Raw genomic sequence first — 15,254 nt, 5'->3', positions numbered from 1 at the left:
GGCGGCCGTGGCCAACCGGGGCGCCGGGACGGCCGCCGGGGATTGCGCCCGAGCCTCAGAACGGACACGATGTTGCCCATGGCGACGGCAACACGAACCGACCAGACACATCCGCTGGCCGAGGTACTAAGACACGGTCCGTTCCATGTGGCCCTGAGGGCCGCCATCGACGCCCGTGGCCTCGGTCTTGACCGCCTGCAACACAGGCTGGCCGAACGCGGGCTGCGAGTATCGACCACGAGTCTCAGCTACTGGCAGCACGGCCGAACGCAACCGGAGAAACCCAATTCGATAGCGGCCGTCGGGGTCCTCGAGGAGATCCTCGGAGTCCCGGCGAACGCACTCGTCTCGCTGCTCGGCCCACGCCGGGCCCGCGGCCCCCGCACCATCCGCGCCGAACGTGAGCGGCCGGAAGTGGTACTCGGCGGCGGCGCGGCCATGCGCGAGCTGTGCGACGAGTTCCCCGCCGCCCGGGAACACCGGGTGGACGTCCTGAGCGAACAGGTCACCGTCTACATCGACGCCGAACGCAGGGAGTCCCGACTCGTCACCGCCCTCCTGGTCCGGGCCAGGCGCGGCGGCATCGACCGTTACGTCGCGGCCTACCGGGGAGACCCGGGCTGCGAGATCGACCGGGTCCGCGTCCTGGCGGGACGCGACTGCGAGATCGGCCGTGTGGTTCGGCACGATCAGCGACCCATCCTGCTCGCCGAGCTGATGTTCGGCCAGCACCTCGCCGAAGGCGAGACCCATCTGTTCAGCTACGAGGTCAACGACGCCACCGCGGAGACCACCGGCCACGGCCGGGGCTTCCGCGCGCCCGTCGACCAGTTCATCCTGCAGGTCCGCTTCGATCCGGCGGCCCTGCCCGCCCGGTGCTACAGCTTCGCGCAGGCGAAGCTCGCCAAGAACCGGCACGAGACCGGCGACCTGGCGCTGTCGGCACGGCACACCGTCCAGCTGGTGGAGACGAACGTGCAGCCCGGCGCCATCGGCATCGGCTGGGACTGGCCCTAACCGGGCCGGCCACAAATGGCAAGGCGTCCCGGCCGCCGGCCGGGACGCTGAATGCCCATAGTCACGTCGGAGCGTGTGCCCGCCACGCGGGCACACGCCTTCACCATGCCCGCTTCCGCACGCTCCGGCGAAGATCGCGGGTTAGGTGAATTTCTTTACCTGGTGTCCTGCTGAGCTGGTGGTCTAGCGTCTCGATCACTTCCAGCCCACCCCCTCCCGGCATCAGGAGCGACATCATGAAACGCAAACTCCGGCCACTCTTAACCGCCTGCCTCGCCTTCGCGACGGCGGCCGCCACGGTCGCCTTCGCCGGTCCCGCCGAGGCCGCCCCGAGCCTCGACCGCACGGTGACCGACGCCCTGTCGGCCGCCAAGGGCGCCGAGGCGCGCGACATCTACGAACTGGCCCCCGCCGCGCCGCTGTCGGCGCTCGTGGAGTCGAACCGCACCTCGGCCGACGGCTCCTGGGTCTTCGGCGGCGCGGCCTTCAAGGTCCCGTCGACCACCCACAGTGGACCGGTCACCGCCCTGTTCTTCGGGCACCGCGTGAACGGGCGCTGGCAGGTCGCGCTCGAAGGCTCCCCCGAGTTCGCCCGGGCCGCGGGCGAGGCCCCCGCCGAGATCATGGGCGACGGCGAACGCGCGACGCTCGCGGCGACCTCGGTTCCGCAGGGCGCCACGACGCTGGCCGCGACCGGTCTGGCACTGCCGTGGAAGGCCAACGGCGGCAGCTGGCGGCATTGGGGCGTGCACGGCGACTCGGGCACGTCGACGCCGTACAACGCGATCGACTTCTACGGCGGCGACCGTTCCGTGCGGGCGGCGCAGTCGGGCCGGCTGTACCGCTTCTGCGGGACGAGCACGCCGTACATCAAGGTCATCCACGACAACGGCTGGACGACCGGTTACTACCACACCTACAACCAGACCACCGTCGCCGACGGTTCCCAGGTCGCGATGGGCGCCTACATCGGTGAGATCGGCGAGCAGCTGCCGTGCGGCGGCCGCGCCAACGGCGATCACGTGCACTGGACGCTGTGGCAGGGGAACACGGCGGTCGGCGTCAACGGCAAGGAGATCGGCGGCTGGACCTGGTACGCGCAGTCGCAGGCCTACCAGGGTTACGCCGTGCGCGGGTCGACGCGGTTGTACAACTCCGACTGCTGCCTGACCAACTACGGTCCCGGCACGCCCGGGACGGGTGTGCAGGCTCCGGTCCACAACCCGAACGGGACGGTCAACATCCGCACCGGGCCGCGGGCGAACGCGACGGTGGTGCGGGCGGCGCCGAGCGGTGAGGTGGTGACACTGGTCTGCTACGTCAACGGCGACTCGATGACGGGGCCGTGGAACAACACGAGCACGGTCTGGGACCGGCTGCCGGACGGGAACTACGTGTCCGACGCCTGGGTCGACACCGGGAGCGACAGTCCCGTCGTACCGGCGTGTTAGGCGGTTTCGTTCGCGCCGCCAGAGAATAGCGCCCGCCCCCACGGCTTGTCGCCATGCCGTGGGGGCGGGTCTCGCTTCGTCCGCCTACGCCGGGAACCCGGCACCGGCGGCGGGCCGAGCCCGATCCCATGCCCGTCGGACGGTTTCGTTCGCGCCGCCCGAACGAGCAGGGCTTCTACGCGTCGCGGAACTTCTTCACCAGGGCCCACGCGCCGGGCAGCAGCGCGGCGGCGATGGCGAGCTTGATGAGGTCGCCGACGAGGAACACCGCGGCCCCCTTGTAGAGGCCGTCGGACAGGCTCATCCCCGTCGCGGCGATCAGGTAGGGCACGCCGAAGGCGTAGATGGCCAGGTTGCCGACGATCATCGTGCCGATGGTGCGCAGTGGCGTGCGGTCGCCGCCGCGCCGGGCGAGTTCGCCGACGACGACGCCGGCGGCGAGGAAGCCGATGACGTAACCGAGGGAGGCGATGCCGGTGCCGGAGTTCCCGTCGGTGAACCAGGGGACGCCCGCCATGCCCGCGAGCAGGTACAGCGAGAAGGTCAGGGCGGCGCGCACCGGGCCGTAGGCGGCGCCGAGGAGGAGGGCGGTGAGCGTCGTGGCCACGAAGGGGACCGGGGAGATCGCGGGGATCTCGACGGCGACCTGGGCGGAGAGCCCGACGAGCCCGGCGCCGCCGAGAACGAGCACCGGGTCGCGGGCGAGGGTGGTCGCCTTCGCGGAGGCGGGGATGAGGTCGGCCAGCACCCGGCGGCCGACCACTGCGGACTGAGTGGCCATGCGGCACTCCTCCAATGCTTATTGGTGAGTCCCTACAAAACAAGGGGTGCGCTCAAGATAGCGCACCCCTCGCGGGTAGATCAAAAGCCGTCAGCGGCGGGGTTACCGGCGCTGCTTAATGCCCTCGACGGCCTGGGGAACGACCTTGAAGAGGTCCCCGACGACACCGAAGTCGGCGAGCTCGAAGATCGGCGCCTCGTCGTCCTTGTTGACCGCGACGATGGTCTTCGCGGTCTGCATGCCCGCCCGGTGCTGGATCGCGCCGGAGATGCCGAGGGCGATGTACAGCTGCGGGGAGACGGTCGAGCCGGTCTGGCCGACCTGGAACTTGTGCGGGTAGAAACCGGCGTCGGTGGCCGCGCGGGAGGCACCGACGGCACCGCCCAGCAGGTCGGCGAGCTCCTCGACGAGCGCGAAGTTCTCCGAACTGCCGACACCGCGGCCGCCGGAGACGACGATGGACGCCTCGGTGAGCTCGGGGCGGCTGCCCTTCTGCTCGGCGACGCGCTCGACGACGGCGACCTTCTTGGCCTTGTCGGACACCGCGACCTCGACGGCGACCTGCTCGGGGGTGGCCGCGGCCGCCTCCGGGGTCAGCGAGTTCGGTCGCACGGTCACCAGCGGGATCCCCTTGGTGACCTGGGACTTGACGATCCACGAGCCGGCGAAGACGTTCTGCGTCGCGGTGCCGTCGGCTTCGAGGCCGGACACGTCGGTGAGCAGGCCGTTGCCGAGCTTGACCGCGAGACGGCCGGCGATCTCCTTGCCTTCCTGTCCGCTGGACAGGAGCACGGCGGCCGGCGACTTCTCGGCGACCAGTCCGGCGAGCACCTCGGCCTTGCCGGCGACCAGGTAGTCGGCAAGGTCGGCGTGTTCGGCGGTGTAGACCTTCTGCGCGCCGTACTGCCCGAGGGTCTCCACGAGCGGTGCCGCGGTGCCGGGGGCGCCCAGCACGATCGCGGACGGCTCGCCGAGGGCACGGGCCATGGTCAGCATTTCGAGGGTGACCTTGCGGACGGTGTCACCTTGTGCGTCGACTACGACGAAAACCTCAGCCATATCGCTCTTCCCTCTTCCCTACACGAACTTCTCGGCGGCCAGGTATTCGACGAGCTTCTCGCCGCCGTCCCCGGTGTCCTCGACGCGCTGACCGGCACCGCGCACGGGACGCGGTTCGGCCGACAGCACGGTGGTGGCGGCGCCGGCGGCGCCCACCTCGCCGGCCGGCACACCCAGCTCGGCGAGCGTCACGGCGGTGACGGGCTTGCGCTTGGCCGCCATGATCCCCTTGAGGGACGGGTAGCGCGGGGTGTTGATCGTGTCCCAGACGGACACGATGGCCTTGCCGGAGGCGCGGACGACCTCGTAGCCGTCCTCGGTCTGGCGCTCGACGAGGAAGCCGTCGCCGTCGGCGGTGAGCTTGCGCGCGCCGGTGAGGGCGGCGATGTCCAGCAGCTCGGCCAGCATGTGCGGCATGACCTGCACACCGCCGTCGGTGGACTCGGCGCCGGAGAGGATCAGGTCGTACTCAAGCGTGCCGAGCGCGGCGGCCAGGACCTTGGCGGTGCCGAGCGCGTCGGAGCCGGCGATCGCCTCGTCGCTGACATGAACGGCGGCGTCGGGGCCCATGGACAGGGCCTTACGGACCGATTCGAGCGCGTGGTCGGGGCCGACGGTGAGGAGAGTCACCTGCCCGCCGGTCTCGTCCTTGAGGCGCAGGGCCTCCTCGATGGCGTATTCGTCCATTTCGTTGATGACGTTGGTGCCACCGGTGCGATCCACGGTGTTCCCGTCACCGGCGAGCGAACGCTCAGCGCCGGAGTCCGGTACCTGCTTGACCAGGACAACGATGTTCATCGAGCCGGATACCTCCTGAATTCAGCCTACTTAGCGATCGTTCAGTGCCCATCCTCGCGCGGACTGACCGAGAGTGGCACACCGGGTCAGGGACATCATGCTACCCGGGAAGTTACTGGCGAGTAGGTGTGGCGGGGTGAGGGCGAAGCGAGGACTCGCGCTCGCGAGCGAAGCGAGCTTGTGTTGAAGGCGGGGGGGGTGCGGCCGGGTTCCCGGTGGGCGGGGGCGAGCGAGGACTCGCGCTCGCGGGGCCGCGCCCTGGGTTCCTGGCTTGGGCGGGCGAGACTCGCGCTCACGAGGCCGCGTCACAGGCGCTGGCGGCAGGCGAAGCGCCGCTCGCGCTTGGCGGGCCGGTGACTTGGGTTCCCGGTGTTGGTGGGTGAACTTGAAGGGCCTGTGCTTGTTTGGGCGGCGCGAACGAGACCGCCTTGCGGGTATGGGATCGGGCTGCGGCCCGCCGCCGGTGCCGGGTCCCCGGCGCGGGTGCGGAAACGCGGCTGAGTTCCCGGCGTGGGTGGGCGAGCGAAGCGAGGCTCGCTCCTGGCGGGAGGGCTGCGGCCGGGTTCCCGGTCTTGGGTGGGTGAGGTTTTAAGGGCCTGTGTTTGTTTGGGCGGCGCGAACGAGACCGCCTGAGGGGTATGGGATCGGGCTGCGGCCCGCCGCCGGTGCCGGGTCCCCGGCCAGGATGCGGAAACGCGGCCGGGTTCCCGGCGCGGGCGGGCGAGCGAAGCGAGGCTCGCCCCTGGCGGAGCCACTGCGGTGGGACTCCCGGTGTTGGGCGAGCGAGCGGAGCGAGACTCGCCGATCGAGGAGGCGCTGCGGCCGGGTTCCCGGCGTGCGTGGGTCGTGCAGTGGAGCTCGCGCTCGCGGGGGCCGTGTCTGGGTTCCCGGCCTTGGGTGGGTGAGGTTTTAAGAGCCTGTGCTGGTTTGGGCGGCGCGAACGAAACCGCCTGCCAGGCATGGGATCGGGCTGCGGCCCGCCGCCGGTGCCGGGTCCCCGGCGCGGGTGCGGAAACGCGGCCGGGTTCCCGGCCTGGGTGGGCGAGCGAAGCGAGACTCACGCTCACGAGCCAACCCCCGGTCCACCCCGGCGAAGCCTGGGCCCGGTGTGGCCTGCACCCGCCGCCCATGCCGGGTCCCCGGCGTCGGCGGGCGGGCGGGCGAGACTCGCCCCTGGCGGAGCGACTGCGCCGCGTCCACGGCGCCCGAAAGCCGCGAGGAGTGTTCGCCCTCACGCGTGGCTGCGGCACGCCATCCGCGCTCTCTTCCCGCCAGGGAGCACCGGCGAAGCCGTAGCCCCGGCGCGCGGGAGCCGCGACCCGTACTCACGCGCACGGCGTGGGCTGCGGGCTGCGCGCCCGGTACCCGCCGCGCCGAAGCCGCGACACGTGTCCGCGCTCACAGCGCGGCCCGCCGTCGCCGTCCCCACAGCCACCACGGCACCCCGAAGCGCCCCCACCCCCAGCCCGCCGACCGTGCCCCTCCGCGATATTCGAGCGGGGCGCGCGGAGGCTCTACCCTTTAACAGGTGGACGACTCCCAGCCCCCAGGGGCCGTCATCGCTCTTGTCGGTATCGACGGCGCCGGGAAAACCACGCAGGCGCGTCGGCTGACCAGCCGGCTGGTCGAGCGTGGGATCCCCGCCGACTACCACCTTGCCGCAAGCGGCCGCCGTGTCCTGTCCAACGTCGCCAAACGACTCGGCCGGGGAGACTCCGTCGCCCTGCTCGGCCCCCGCACCGCCATGCGCGCCGAAGCCGCCATGAGAAGACTCAACCTCAGCTGGAGCCTCCGCTCCGACCTGCTCATCGCCGACCGCTACAGCTACTGCCAATACGCCCGCACCCGCATGCTCTGCCCCGAAGTCGAACCATGGGTGCGCAAGGCCATGAACGGCATCCCCCGGCCCGCACTCACCCTCTTCCTCGAAATGCCACCGGAGCTGGCCAGCGAGCGCGTCGCCGTCCGCGGCATCGACGACGAACCCGTCGACCGTCTCCGCGCCCTCGACGCCGCCTACCGCGAACTACCCGAGTCGCGCGACTTCACCTTCGTCGACGCCACCGGAACCGCCGACGAGGTGAGCGTGCGCATCGACGCGTGGGTTGACAAACTGTTGGCAGGCGGCGAACTCGGTGTGGAGTTCCCCGACACCGACGAAGGTGGTGACGACCGGTGATCCGCGGTCTGCTCGTTCTGTTCATCATCTACGTCGTACTGGTCATCTCGGCGCTCGCCGACTGCCTCGGCGGCGAACGCCCCCCACGGCGCCTGCCCCGCTTCGCCTGGGCACTCGCGATCCTGCTGGTGCCCGTCGTCGGCGCCGTCATGTGGTTCGCGACAGGCCGCCCGCGCGCCGAAACGCGGCCCGGCCCGCACCTGCCGCCGCCCGCGGCGAGCGGCGGGCAGAAGGCCCCCGACGACGACCCGGAGTTCCTGGCGGAACTCGCGCGGAAACTGAAGAAGAAGGAGGAAGACGGGGGGAAGTAGCGGGTGGATCACGACGCCGTCGGCGAACTCCTCTCCCTCGCGACGCCCGTGCGGGTGACCGCCGCCGAACCACTGACCGGCCGCGACGTCGGCGGGCGCTGGTCGGAGGACCACGCCCACCTGTGGCGGGTCCGACTCGACGGGCCACCCGGCACGGCCGTGGTCAAGACGCATCGCGGCGACGACCTCAGCGCCTCCACGTACCTGCGCAACGAGGCGGCGGCGCTGGCGTTCCTGAGCCGCGTCGGCGGCGGGCACGGCCCGAACCTCCTCGGCGCCACCGCCGACCTCGTCGTCATGGAAGACCTCGGCGCGGGCACCTCGCTTGACCTGCTCCTTCTCGGCGACGACCCGGACGCCGCCGCCGACGGGCTGCGCGCCTTCGCGCTCGCGCTCGGCCGCATGCACGCCGACACCGTCGGCCGCGACGGCGAGTACTACGCGATCCGCGGCGACGGGGACCCGTCCTTCGACCGGACGAGCCTGGCGCGCCACCGCCTGCCGGAGAGCTGGCGGAAGCTCAACGTCCACCTCGGCGACCTCCCCCGCCCCGGAGCCGACGCCGAGGCCGACTGGTCGCGCGTCATGGCCGCGCTCGCCGACCCCGGCGAGCGCCTCGCCTTCAGCAACGGCGACGCCTGCCCGCAGAACTGCCGGATCGGCGCCGACGGCCGTGTCCGCCTCCTCGACTTCGACGGCGCCGCCTTCCGCCACACGGCCCTCGACCTGGCCTCGCTCCTCCTGCCCTTCCCTGCCTGCGCCTGCTGGTCGACGCTCCCGGCGGACGTCACGGCCGACGTCGTGGCCGCCTACCGCGAGGTCTTCGACGCCGACGAGTTCGACATGGCCGTCGGCTGCGCCGCCTGGGTCGTGCTGCGTGCCGTGCGCCTCCCGAGACTCGACGCCGCCGTCGTCCCGCATCCCATGGGCTTCCGCCGACGCGGCCAGCTGCTCGACCAGCTCGCCGTCGCCGCCGGACCGGTGGGGGCGCCGCTGCCGGGCTTGGCGGCGTGGTTCGGCGAGCTGGAGGGGGCGTTGCGCCAGCGGTGGGGGGTGTGGGGCGGGGAGGGCGGGTATCCGGCGTTCCGGTAGCGGTACGCCGGGCCGGAGGGCGCCCATTCCCCACACCGCCGCATACCCACGAGTAGCTTTCTGCGACAATCCGCCCGTGCGCAGCTCACTGAAGATCCTCATGTTCTCCTGGGAGTACCCGCCCGTCCTCGTCGGCGGTCTCGGCCGCCACGTGCACGCCCTGGCCACCGCGCTGGCGCGCGGGGGGCACGAGGTCACCGTCGTGACGCGCTACGGGGAGCACGCCGACGGGAGTCCGGCCGCGCTGGACGAGGTCGTCGACGGTGTCCGGATCGTTCGGGCGCCGCAGGATCCGCCGTTGCTGACGCTCGCCACCGAGTCGCTTCTGGCGTGGACCATGTCGCTCAATCACGCTCTCGTGCGCGCGGCGCTCGTCGCCGGCGGGGAGTACGACGTCGTGCACGCCCACGACTGGCTCGTGAACCATGCCGCCGTCACGCTCAAGCACCATCTGCGCGCGCCCCTGGTCGCGACGGTGCACTCGACCGAGGCGGGGCGTCATCGAGGCTGGCTGCCCGCCGACCTGAACCGCTGCATCCACTCCATCGAGTGGTGGCTCACCTACGAGGCCCGCCGCGTCCTCGTCTGCTCCGCGGACATGCGCTGGGAGGTCAGCCGTCTCTTCGAGCTTCCCGCCGCCAAGACGCAGGTGGTCCACAACGGCGTCGACCCGGCGGCGTTCGCGGCGGCCCCGGCCGCGGTGAAGGCACTTCGCGAGAAGTACGCGCCCCGCGGCCCGATGGTCCTCTACGCGGGCCGCCTGGTCTTCGAGAAGGGCGTCCAGGACCTCCTCGACGCCGTGCCGGTGCTGCGTGAGCGGCATCCGGGCCTGCGCGTCGTCATCGCCGGCGACGGCCCGCACGCCGAGGACCTCAAGGCCCACGCGGTGAAGGCCGACGCCGACGAGACCGTCGACTTCATCGGCTTCGTCGGCGGGCACGACCTGCCCGCCCTCTACGCCGCCGCCGACTGCCTGGTCGTCCCCAGCCGCTACGAGCCCTTCGGGCTCGTCGCCCTGGAGGCCGCGGCGGCGGGCACCGCCGTCGTCGCCTCCGACGTCGGCGGGCTCGGCGAGATCGTCGAGTCGGGCGTCACCGGCGTGTCCTTCCCGCCGGGCGACGTGGCGGCCCTGACCGACGCCGTCTCGACCGTCCTCACCGACGAGCTGCTCACCCGCCGCCTGACCACCGCCGCCCGCGCGATGGTCGACGAGCGCTTCGGCTGGGAGGACATCGCCGCCGAGACCGTCGGCGCCTATGCCCGGGCCATCGACGAGGAACGCGCGCTGCGCCTGCGGCAGGCCGCGGTCGCGGCACGGCCCTCGATGGTCATCCCCGAGGGAAACCTGCTGCTGCGCGACGCCTAGTACTTTCCTTCGGCGGTGAAGTTTCCCTAGACTCACCGCATGTTCACCAAAGGCTCCGCACCACGAGGTGTCGTTTTAGCCTTCGCCCTCGGTGCGGCGTTGCTGACGACCCTCGCCGTGCCCCCGGCGCCCGCGTCGGCGCACGAGGAACGGCCCATCACCTTCCCCGACGGCACCGGCAGCGTCCCCGTCCACCGCACCGACGGCCCTTACCTGACCGTCTGCAAGGACGACGACGCCGACTTCGCCGCCCGCGTCGCCGCCTTCCCCGCCGAGCTCAAGGCGCGCAACGAGTCGCTCTACGCGGAGTGCAAGACCTCCGGGCATCGCGACGTGCAGGCCGCCGTCGACGCCGTGCGGACCCCGGGCATGCGGATCCTGATCCTGCCCGGCGTCTACGAGGAACTGCCCAGCCGTCCCGAGCCGTCCGGCACGTGCGCGAGCCTCGACGCGCCCCTCTCGGGCCTCGGCCACCAGATCCTCAGCTTCGACCAGCAGGCCCAGTGCCCGCACAACCAGAACCTCATCGCCGTCATGGGCAAGCGTGACCTCCAGATCGAGGGCACGGGCGCCGCCCCCGGCGACGTCGTCATCGACGCCGGGTACACCAAACTCAACGCCGTCCGCGGTGACATGGCCAACGGGATCTACCTGCGCAACTTCACCGCGCAGAAGACCTCCTTCAACGCCGTCTACATCCTCGCCACCGACGGCTTCGTCATCGACGACGTCGTCGGCCGCTGGAACGACGAGTACGGTTTCCTCACCTTCGGCTCCGACCACGGCCTCTACGACGGCTGCGAGGCCTACGGCAACGGCGACTCCGGCGTCTATCCCGGCTCGGCCAGCGACATCAACAACGGCAAGGGCCACGAGGTCGACCGCTACGCCATCGAGATCCGCGGCTGCAAGAGCCACCACAACATGCTCGGCTACTCCGGCACCGCCGGGGACTCGGTCTGGACGCACGACAACGAGTTCTACGAGAACTCCGCCGGGTTCTCCACCGACTCGGGCTTCCCCAACCACCCGGGCCTGCCGCAGAACCACGCCCTCGTGGAGAACAACCTCATCCACGACAACAACCAGAACTACACCGGCTACGTCCGCGACGGCACCTGCGCCAAGCCGTACGCCGAACGCGGGTACGAGCAGGGCGTGGTGTGCCCGGCGGTGAGCGTCCCGGTCGGCACCGGCGTGCTCGTCGGCGGCGGGAACACCAACATGTTCCGGAACAACCACGTCTACGGCCACGACGCGGCCGGTTTCATGCTGCTGTGGGTTCCGGCCTTCGTCCGCAACGAGACCGAGCTCGGCAAACAGGCCGACACCTCCCACGACAACCGCTACGAGGACAACGTCCTCGGCGTCTCCCCGACCGGCGAGGAACGACCCAACGCGCGCGACTTCTGGTGGGACGGCCAGGGCTCGGGCAACTGCTGGCAGGACTCCCGGAGCGGTTCCGACCCGATCCCGCTGCCCGCGTGCGGCTCGTGGCTGTCGACGAACCGCGCGGTCGGCGACCCGACGAAGATGCTGAAACTGCTGCACTGCGCCGAGTTCGACCAGCGCGCGAAGAACGTCCCGGCGAGCTGCGACTGGTACGGCGCCTCGGGGACGCAGCGCATCGAGTTCCACCTGAGCGCGTGGAAGACGGGCGCGACCGTCCTCGCGGTCCTGCTGGGCTGGCTCCTGCTGGGCCTGCGGACCCATCGCGGTTCCGCGCGGGTCTTCGGGATCCCGTTGCGCGCTGCCGCGGTGTCGTCGACGGCCGCGGTCGTGGTGGGCGCGGTCCTCGCGACGACCGGTCACTACCTCGACGTCGCCGTCTACACGCCCATCGCGCTGACCCTGCTCGGCCTCGGCTGGGCCACGCTCGGGGCCTGCTGGCGCCGGGCCGGCCGTCGCGGGCTGGGAGCCGCCTCCTGGGTGCTCGGCGTCCTGTCGCTCATGGACGCCGTCGACAGGAGCCTGCTGATGTGGCCGTGGATCCCGGTCCCCCCGGCCTGGCTGGCGCTCATCGCCTTCGCGGTGTGGGCGCTGTGGATCGGTGTCGCCGTCGCCGCCCGCTTCCTGCGGCGTGAACCTCCGCGTCCGGAACCGGCCGGGGACCGCGAACGCGTGCCCGTGCCCGCCTGACGGGGTGGGGGCGTGCCGCGCAGCGCGCCCCCACGCCGTCAGCTGGTGATGTCCTTCGTGGTCAGCCGCGCCCAGGCCGCGGACAACCCGAAGGCCGTCCACGCCCCGGCCGACAGCAGCCCGAGGAGCATCTGGTCGTAGGCGGGCGGATCCCTCAGCAGATCGCCCCACGCGGACCAGTAGTTGGTGATCAGGAACGGGTGCAGCCAGTCCAGATCGCTGAAGGCGCCAAGGATCTGGCTGAGGATGATGAACATCAGCATGGCCACGGCCGCGCCGATCGGCTGCTCGGTCAGGGTCGACACGAAAAGCCCGATCGCGGCGACCGCGACCAGGCACAGCACGATGTAGACGACGGCGAGCGCGACCCGCCCCAGCGCCTCCCCGAAGGGGAGGGTCGTGCCGGAGAGGGTGACCATGTCGCCGGTCCCGAAGAGCGCGATGCCCATGATCCCGCCGGTGAGGGCGACGACGCCGACGGTCACGAAGGTCGCCACGACGACGCCGCCGAACTTGACCGCGAGGAGCCGGACGCGTCCGGCGGGGACGGTGAGCAGGTAGCGGAGGGTCCCGGTGTTGGCCTCACCGGCGATGGCGTCGCCGGCGAGGACGGACACGGCCAGCGGCAGGAACAGTCCGAGCTCGATGCTCAGTCCGGCCAGGACGGTGATCAGGCCGTTGTCGAGCATCGCGGCGAACAGCGGCGGCCCGGAGCCGGGTGCGGGCCTGGTCGCGGCGATGACGATCGCGATGATGATCGGGATGGCGGCCAGGACCGCGAGGGCCGCCTGGTTGCGGCGGCGGCGGGCGATCAGGCCCATTTCGGAGCGCAGGAAGCGGGTGCCGACACGGCGGCGGGGCGCCCAGTCGGCGCCGCCGTCCACGGTGGACACGGTGTCAGCCGCTGACATCGAAGCCCTCCCCCGTCAGTGACACGAACAGGTCCTCCAGGTCGGGGCGGACGACGCCGAAGCCGCGCACGGGCACGCCGTCGCCGACGAGGGCGTCGACGAGTTTCTCCGGCTGGTGCTCCCCCAGCAGCGCGGTCACCTCGCCCGCCGCGACGACGACGTCGTCGAGGCCCGCGCCGGTGAGGACGCGTGCGGCGTCCTCGGCCGCGACGGTCTCGACCCGCACGCGCGGCACGGCCGTCGCGCGGAGGTCCTCGATCGGGGACTGGGTGACCAGGCGGCCCTTGTGCATCACGCCCACGTGGCTGCACACCTGCTCGACCTCGCTGAGCAGATGCGTCGACAGCATGATGGTCACGCCGTCGGCGGCCAGCTGGGCGATCAGCGAGCGGACCTCGCGGGTGCCCTGCGGGTCGAGGCCGTTGGTCGGTTCGTCGAGGATGAGCAGCTCGCGCGGCCGCAGCAGCGCCCCGGCGATCGCCAGGCGCTGCTTCATGCCCAATGAGTAGGCCCGGAAGCGCTTGCGGGCCGCGGGACGCAGGCCCACCCGGTCGAGTGCGGACTCGATGCGCTCGTCGACGGTCGCCGGGTCGGTGGAGCGGTCGACGGCGTCGAGCCGCCGCAGGTTGTCCACGCCCGACAGGTAGGGATGGAAGGCCGGGCCCTCGACCAGCGCGCCCACCCGGGGCAGCGCGGTCCGCGCGCCGCCGGGCATCGGCACACCGAGGAGTTCGGCCTCGCCGGAGCTGGCCTCGATCAGGCCGAGGAGCATCCGGATCGTCGTCGTCTTGCCGCAGCCGTTGGGGCCGAGGAAACCGAAGACCGCGCCGTACGGGACCTCAAGGTCGAGACCGTCGACCGCGAGGGCCGCCGTCGCCCTCCGCCCGTAGCGCTTCGACAGCTTCCGCGTCCGAACGGCGCGGGAGCCGGGCTCCCGCGCCGCTGCGACCGTGGTCGCGTCGGTCACCGCCCGGCCACCTCGACGAGCTTGTCGGTGGTGACCGCGCCGACCAGGATCCGGCCGTCGTCGGTGATCAGCGCGTTGACGAGCGCCGAGGTGAAGACCCGGCCGCTGCCCCAGGTGCCGCTGACCTGCGGCAGGGACTCCACGAGCGCCGAGACGTCCGGGGCGTTCTCGCCCTCGACGCCCTCGACCGGTTCACCGGAGAGGATCTTGCCGATGTCGGCCGAGGTGAACTCGACGACCGCGGTCCAGCCCTCACCGATGACCTCAAGGCCTTCGGTCTTCGTGCCGTCGTCCTTGGGCTGACCTTCGTCCTTCGTCCCGCTGTTCCAGTCCTGCTCGCCCATCTCGGTCATCTCCACGCCCTGCGGCGGGGTGAAGGTGAAGTGCTCGTCGGGCGGCGTCTCGAAGATGACCCGCGCGAAGGCGATCTCGAAGGCCGCGTCGGTCTGTCCCTTGCCGAAGATCTGCGTGCGCAGCGGCAGGCTGGTCTCGCCGTCGACGGCGAGGCGGATCTCGCCGATCGTCGAGGCGGGGTCCTTGGGCTTGAGCACGAGTTCGTAGGCGGGACGCCCGGCGACCTCGGCGGTGCCGTCGGTGGCGACCTCCGTGGTGCCGCTGATGGCGGCGAGGACCGACTCGGCGGCCTCGTCGGGCGTGATGGGCTCACCCGCGATGGCCTTGGGCGGCCACATCGCGGTGTCGGCGTAGTCGGCCGGAAGCGTGGTGTGGGTGGCCGTGTTCTCCTCGCTCGACCAGGTCCACACGTCGGCGCCGTTGCGGATGAAGTCCGACTCGCCGAGGGTGCCCAGGATCGCGCCCCGGATCCGCTCCGGTCCGCCGTACCAGACCCGCATGGTCTTGCTGCCGCTGAGCAGCGAGGACATCTGGGCACCGCCGCCGTCGGTGAGGCCGGCCGGGAGGCCGAGACTCGCCCGGGTGACCACGGTGCCGCTGAGCCCGTCGATGCGGGCGTTCTGCACGTCGGTGAGCAGTTGGGCCGCCGTCTTCGGCGGCAGTGACTCGCCGTCCCCGGCCTGCACCAGCGTCGCACCGACGCCGACGCTGATCACGGCCGCCCCGATGGCCGCCGGTACCGCCCAGCGCCGCAGTGTCGCTGTGTTCTTCATCGCCCCTGATTCCTTCCCTCGAACCGTCGCCGGGCCCGTCCTCGCGGCCTTCGGCA

The 15,254-nt window shown here is 71.7% G+C and carries 13 protein-coding genes; 7 read left to right on the top strand and 6 right to left on the bottom strand.

Annotation, left to right across the window (positions count from 1 at the left end):
• The first annotated feature begins 78 nt into the window (after positions 1–78).
• The gene (locus HNR73_RS01095) at positions 79–1,017 is read left to right on the top strand and encodes a hypothetical protein (RefSeq protein ID WP_184785289.1); all 939 of its coding nucleotides are present in this window, start codon (positions 79–81) and stop codon (positions 1,015–1,017) included.
• A 236-nt stretch (positions 1,018–1,253) separates the two neighbouring features.
• Positions 1,254–2,468 (top strand): M23 family metallopeptidase, encoded by a 1,215-nt coding sequence (locus HNR73_RS01090; RefSeq protein WP_184785288.1) that lies wholly within the window; start codon positions 1,254–1,256, stop codon positions 2,466–2,468.
• A 175-nt stretch (positions 2,469–2,643) separates the two neighbouring features.
• Here HNR73_RS01090 and HNR73_RS01085 read toward each other — a convergent pair whose 3' ends face one another.
• From HNR73_RS01085 to HNR73_RS01075, 3 genes are all read right to left on the bottom strand, one after another.
• Entirely contained in the window at positions 2,644–3,249 is a 606-nt protein-coding gene (locus HNR73_RS01085) for a biotin transporter BioY (protein ID WP_184785287.1), read from the bottom strand.
• Between the two features lie 102 nt (positions 3,250–3,351).
• Positions 3,352–4,308: an electron transfer flavoprotein subunit alpha/FixB family protein gene (locus HNR73_RS01080; protein ID WP_184785286.1), complete on the bottom strand. Its 957-nt coding sequence runs from the start codon at positions 4,306–4,308 to the stop codon at positions 3,352–3,354.
• Between the two features lie 18 nt (positions 4,309–4,326).
• Positions 4,327–5,106: an electron transfer flavoprotein subunit beta/FixA family protein gene (locus HNR73_RS01075; protein ID WP_184785285.1), complete on the bottom strand. Its 780-nt coding sequence runs from the start codon at positions 5,104–5,106 to the stop codon at positions 4,327–4,329.
• A 1,528-nt stretch (positions 5,107–6,634) separates the two neighbouring features.
• Between HNR73_RS01075 and HNR73_RS01070 the strand changes: the two genes are divergently transcribed.
• From HNR73_RS01070 to HNR73_RS01050, 5 genes are all read left to right on the top strand, one after another.
• Entirely contained in the window at positions 6,635–7,285 is a 651-nt protein-coding gene (locus tag HNR73_RS01070) for a dTMP kinase (RefSeq protein ID WP_184785284.1), read from the top strand.
• Positions 7,282–7,596, top strand: coding sequence for a PLD nuclease N-terminal domain-containing protein (locus HNR73_RS01065; protein WP_184785283.1), 315 nt, complete (start codon positions 7,282–7,284; stop codon positions 7,594–7,596). The genes HNR73_RS01070 and HNR73_RS01065 overlap by 4 nt, the downstream gene beginning before the upstream one ends.
• 3 nt (positions 7,597–7,599) lie before the next feature.
• Positions 7,600–8,688 (top strand): aminoglycoside phosphotransferase family protein, encoded by a 1,089-nt coding sequence (locus HNR73_RS01060; RefSeq protein ID WP_184785282.1) that lies wholly within the window; start codon positions 7,600–7,602, stop codon positions 8,686–8,688.
• Positions 8,689–8,764: 76 nt separating this feature from the next.
• On the top strand, positions 8,765–10,054 hold the full coding sequence (locus HNR73_RS01055) for a glycosyltransferase family 4 protein (protein ID WP_239122242.1): 1,290 nt from the start codon (positions 8,765–8,767) through the stop codon (positions 10,052–10,054).
• A gap of 39 nt (positions 10,055–10,093) precedes the next feature.
• Positions 10,094–12,193, top strand: a complete 2,100-nt coding sequence (locus tag HNR73_RS01050) for a right-handed parallel beta-helix repeat-containing protein (protein ID WP_184785281.1) — start codon at positions 10,094–10,096, stop codon at positions 12,191–12,193.
• Positions 12,194–12,231: 38 nt separating this feature from the next.
• Here the strand turns inward: HNR73_RS01050 and HNR73_RS01045 are convergent, their stop codons facing one another.
• The 3 genes from HNR73_RS01045 to HNR73_RS01035 are packed head-to-tail and all read right to left on the bottom strand — an operon-like array spanning position 12,232 to position 15,198.
• Positions 12,232–13,104 carry an ABC transporter permease gene (locus tag HNR73_RS01045; RefSeq protein WP_184785280.1) on the bottom strand — a complete coding sequence of 291 codons (873 nt, stop codon included), beginning with the start codon at positions 13,102–13,104 and terminating at the stop codon, positions 12,232–12,234.
• A complete protein-coding gene (locus HNR73_RS01040) occupies positions 13,091–14,071 on the bottom strand; it encodes an ABC transporter ATP-binding protein (protein ID WP_184785279.1) in 981 nt (326 codons plus the stop codon). Before HNR73_RS01040 ends, HNR73_RS01045 begins: the two co-directional genes overlap by 14 nt.
• Positions 14,068–15,198 carry a LolA family protein gene (locus tag HNR73_RS01035; RefSeq protein WP_184785278.1) on the bottom strand — a complete coding sequence of 377 codons (1,131 nt, stop codon included), beginning with the start codon at positions 15,196–15,198 and terminating at the stop codon, positions 14,068–14,070. The genes HNR73_RS01040 and HNR73_RS01035 overlap by 4 nt, the downstream gene beginning before the upstream one ends.
• Positions 15,199–15,254 lie beyond the last annotated feature (56 nt).

Source organism: Phytomonospora endophytica (assembly GCF_014202425.1).
GTDB lineage: Bacteria > Actinomycetota > Actinomycetes > Mycobacteriales > Micromonosporaceae > Phytomonospora > Phytomonospora endophytica.
Note: the sequence above shows the minus strand (reverse complement) of the source record. Positions and strands in the feature narration are given on the sequence as shown.

Bases quoted from the DNA above. Each gene is read 5' to 3' on its own strand.
- HNR73_RS01090 (WP_184785288.1), top strand. From the start codon at position 1,254: ATGAAACGCAAACTCCGGCCACTCTTAACCGCCTGCCTCGCCTTCGCG.
- HNR73_RS01045 (WP_184785280.1), bottom strand. From the start codon at position 13,104: ATGTCAGCGGCTGACACCGTGTCCACCGTGGACGGCGGCGCCGACTGG.
- HNR73_RS01085 (WP_184785287.1), bottom strand. From the start codon at position 3,249: ATGGCCACTCAGTCCGCAGTGGTCGGCCGCCGGGTGCTGGCCGACCTC.
- HNR73_RS01080 (WP_184785286.1), bottom strand. From the start codon at position 4,308: ATGGCTGAGGTTTTCGTCGTAGTCGACGCACAAGGTGACACCGTCCGC.
- HNR73_RS01035 (WP_184785278.1), bottom strand. From the start codon at position 15,198: ATGAAGAACACAGCGACACTGCGGCGCTGGGCGGTACCGGCGGCCATC.
- HNR73_RS01075 (WP_184785285.1), bottom strand. From the start codon at position 5,106: ATGAACATCGTTGTCCTGGTCAAGCAGGTACCGGACTCCGGCGCTGAG.
- HNR73_RS01050 (WP_184785281.1), top strand. From the start codon at position 10,094: ATGTTCACCAAAGGCTCCGCACCACGAGGTGTCGTTTTAGCCTTCGCC.
- HNR73_RS01095 (WP_184785289.1), top strand. From the start codon at position 79: ATGGCGACGGCAACACGAACCGACCAGACACATCCGCTGGCCGAGGTA.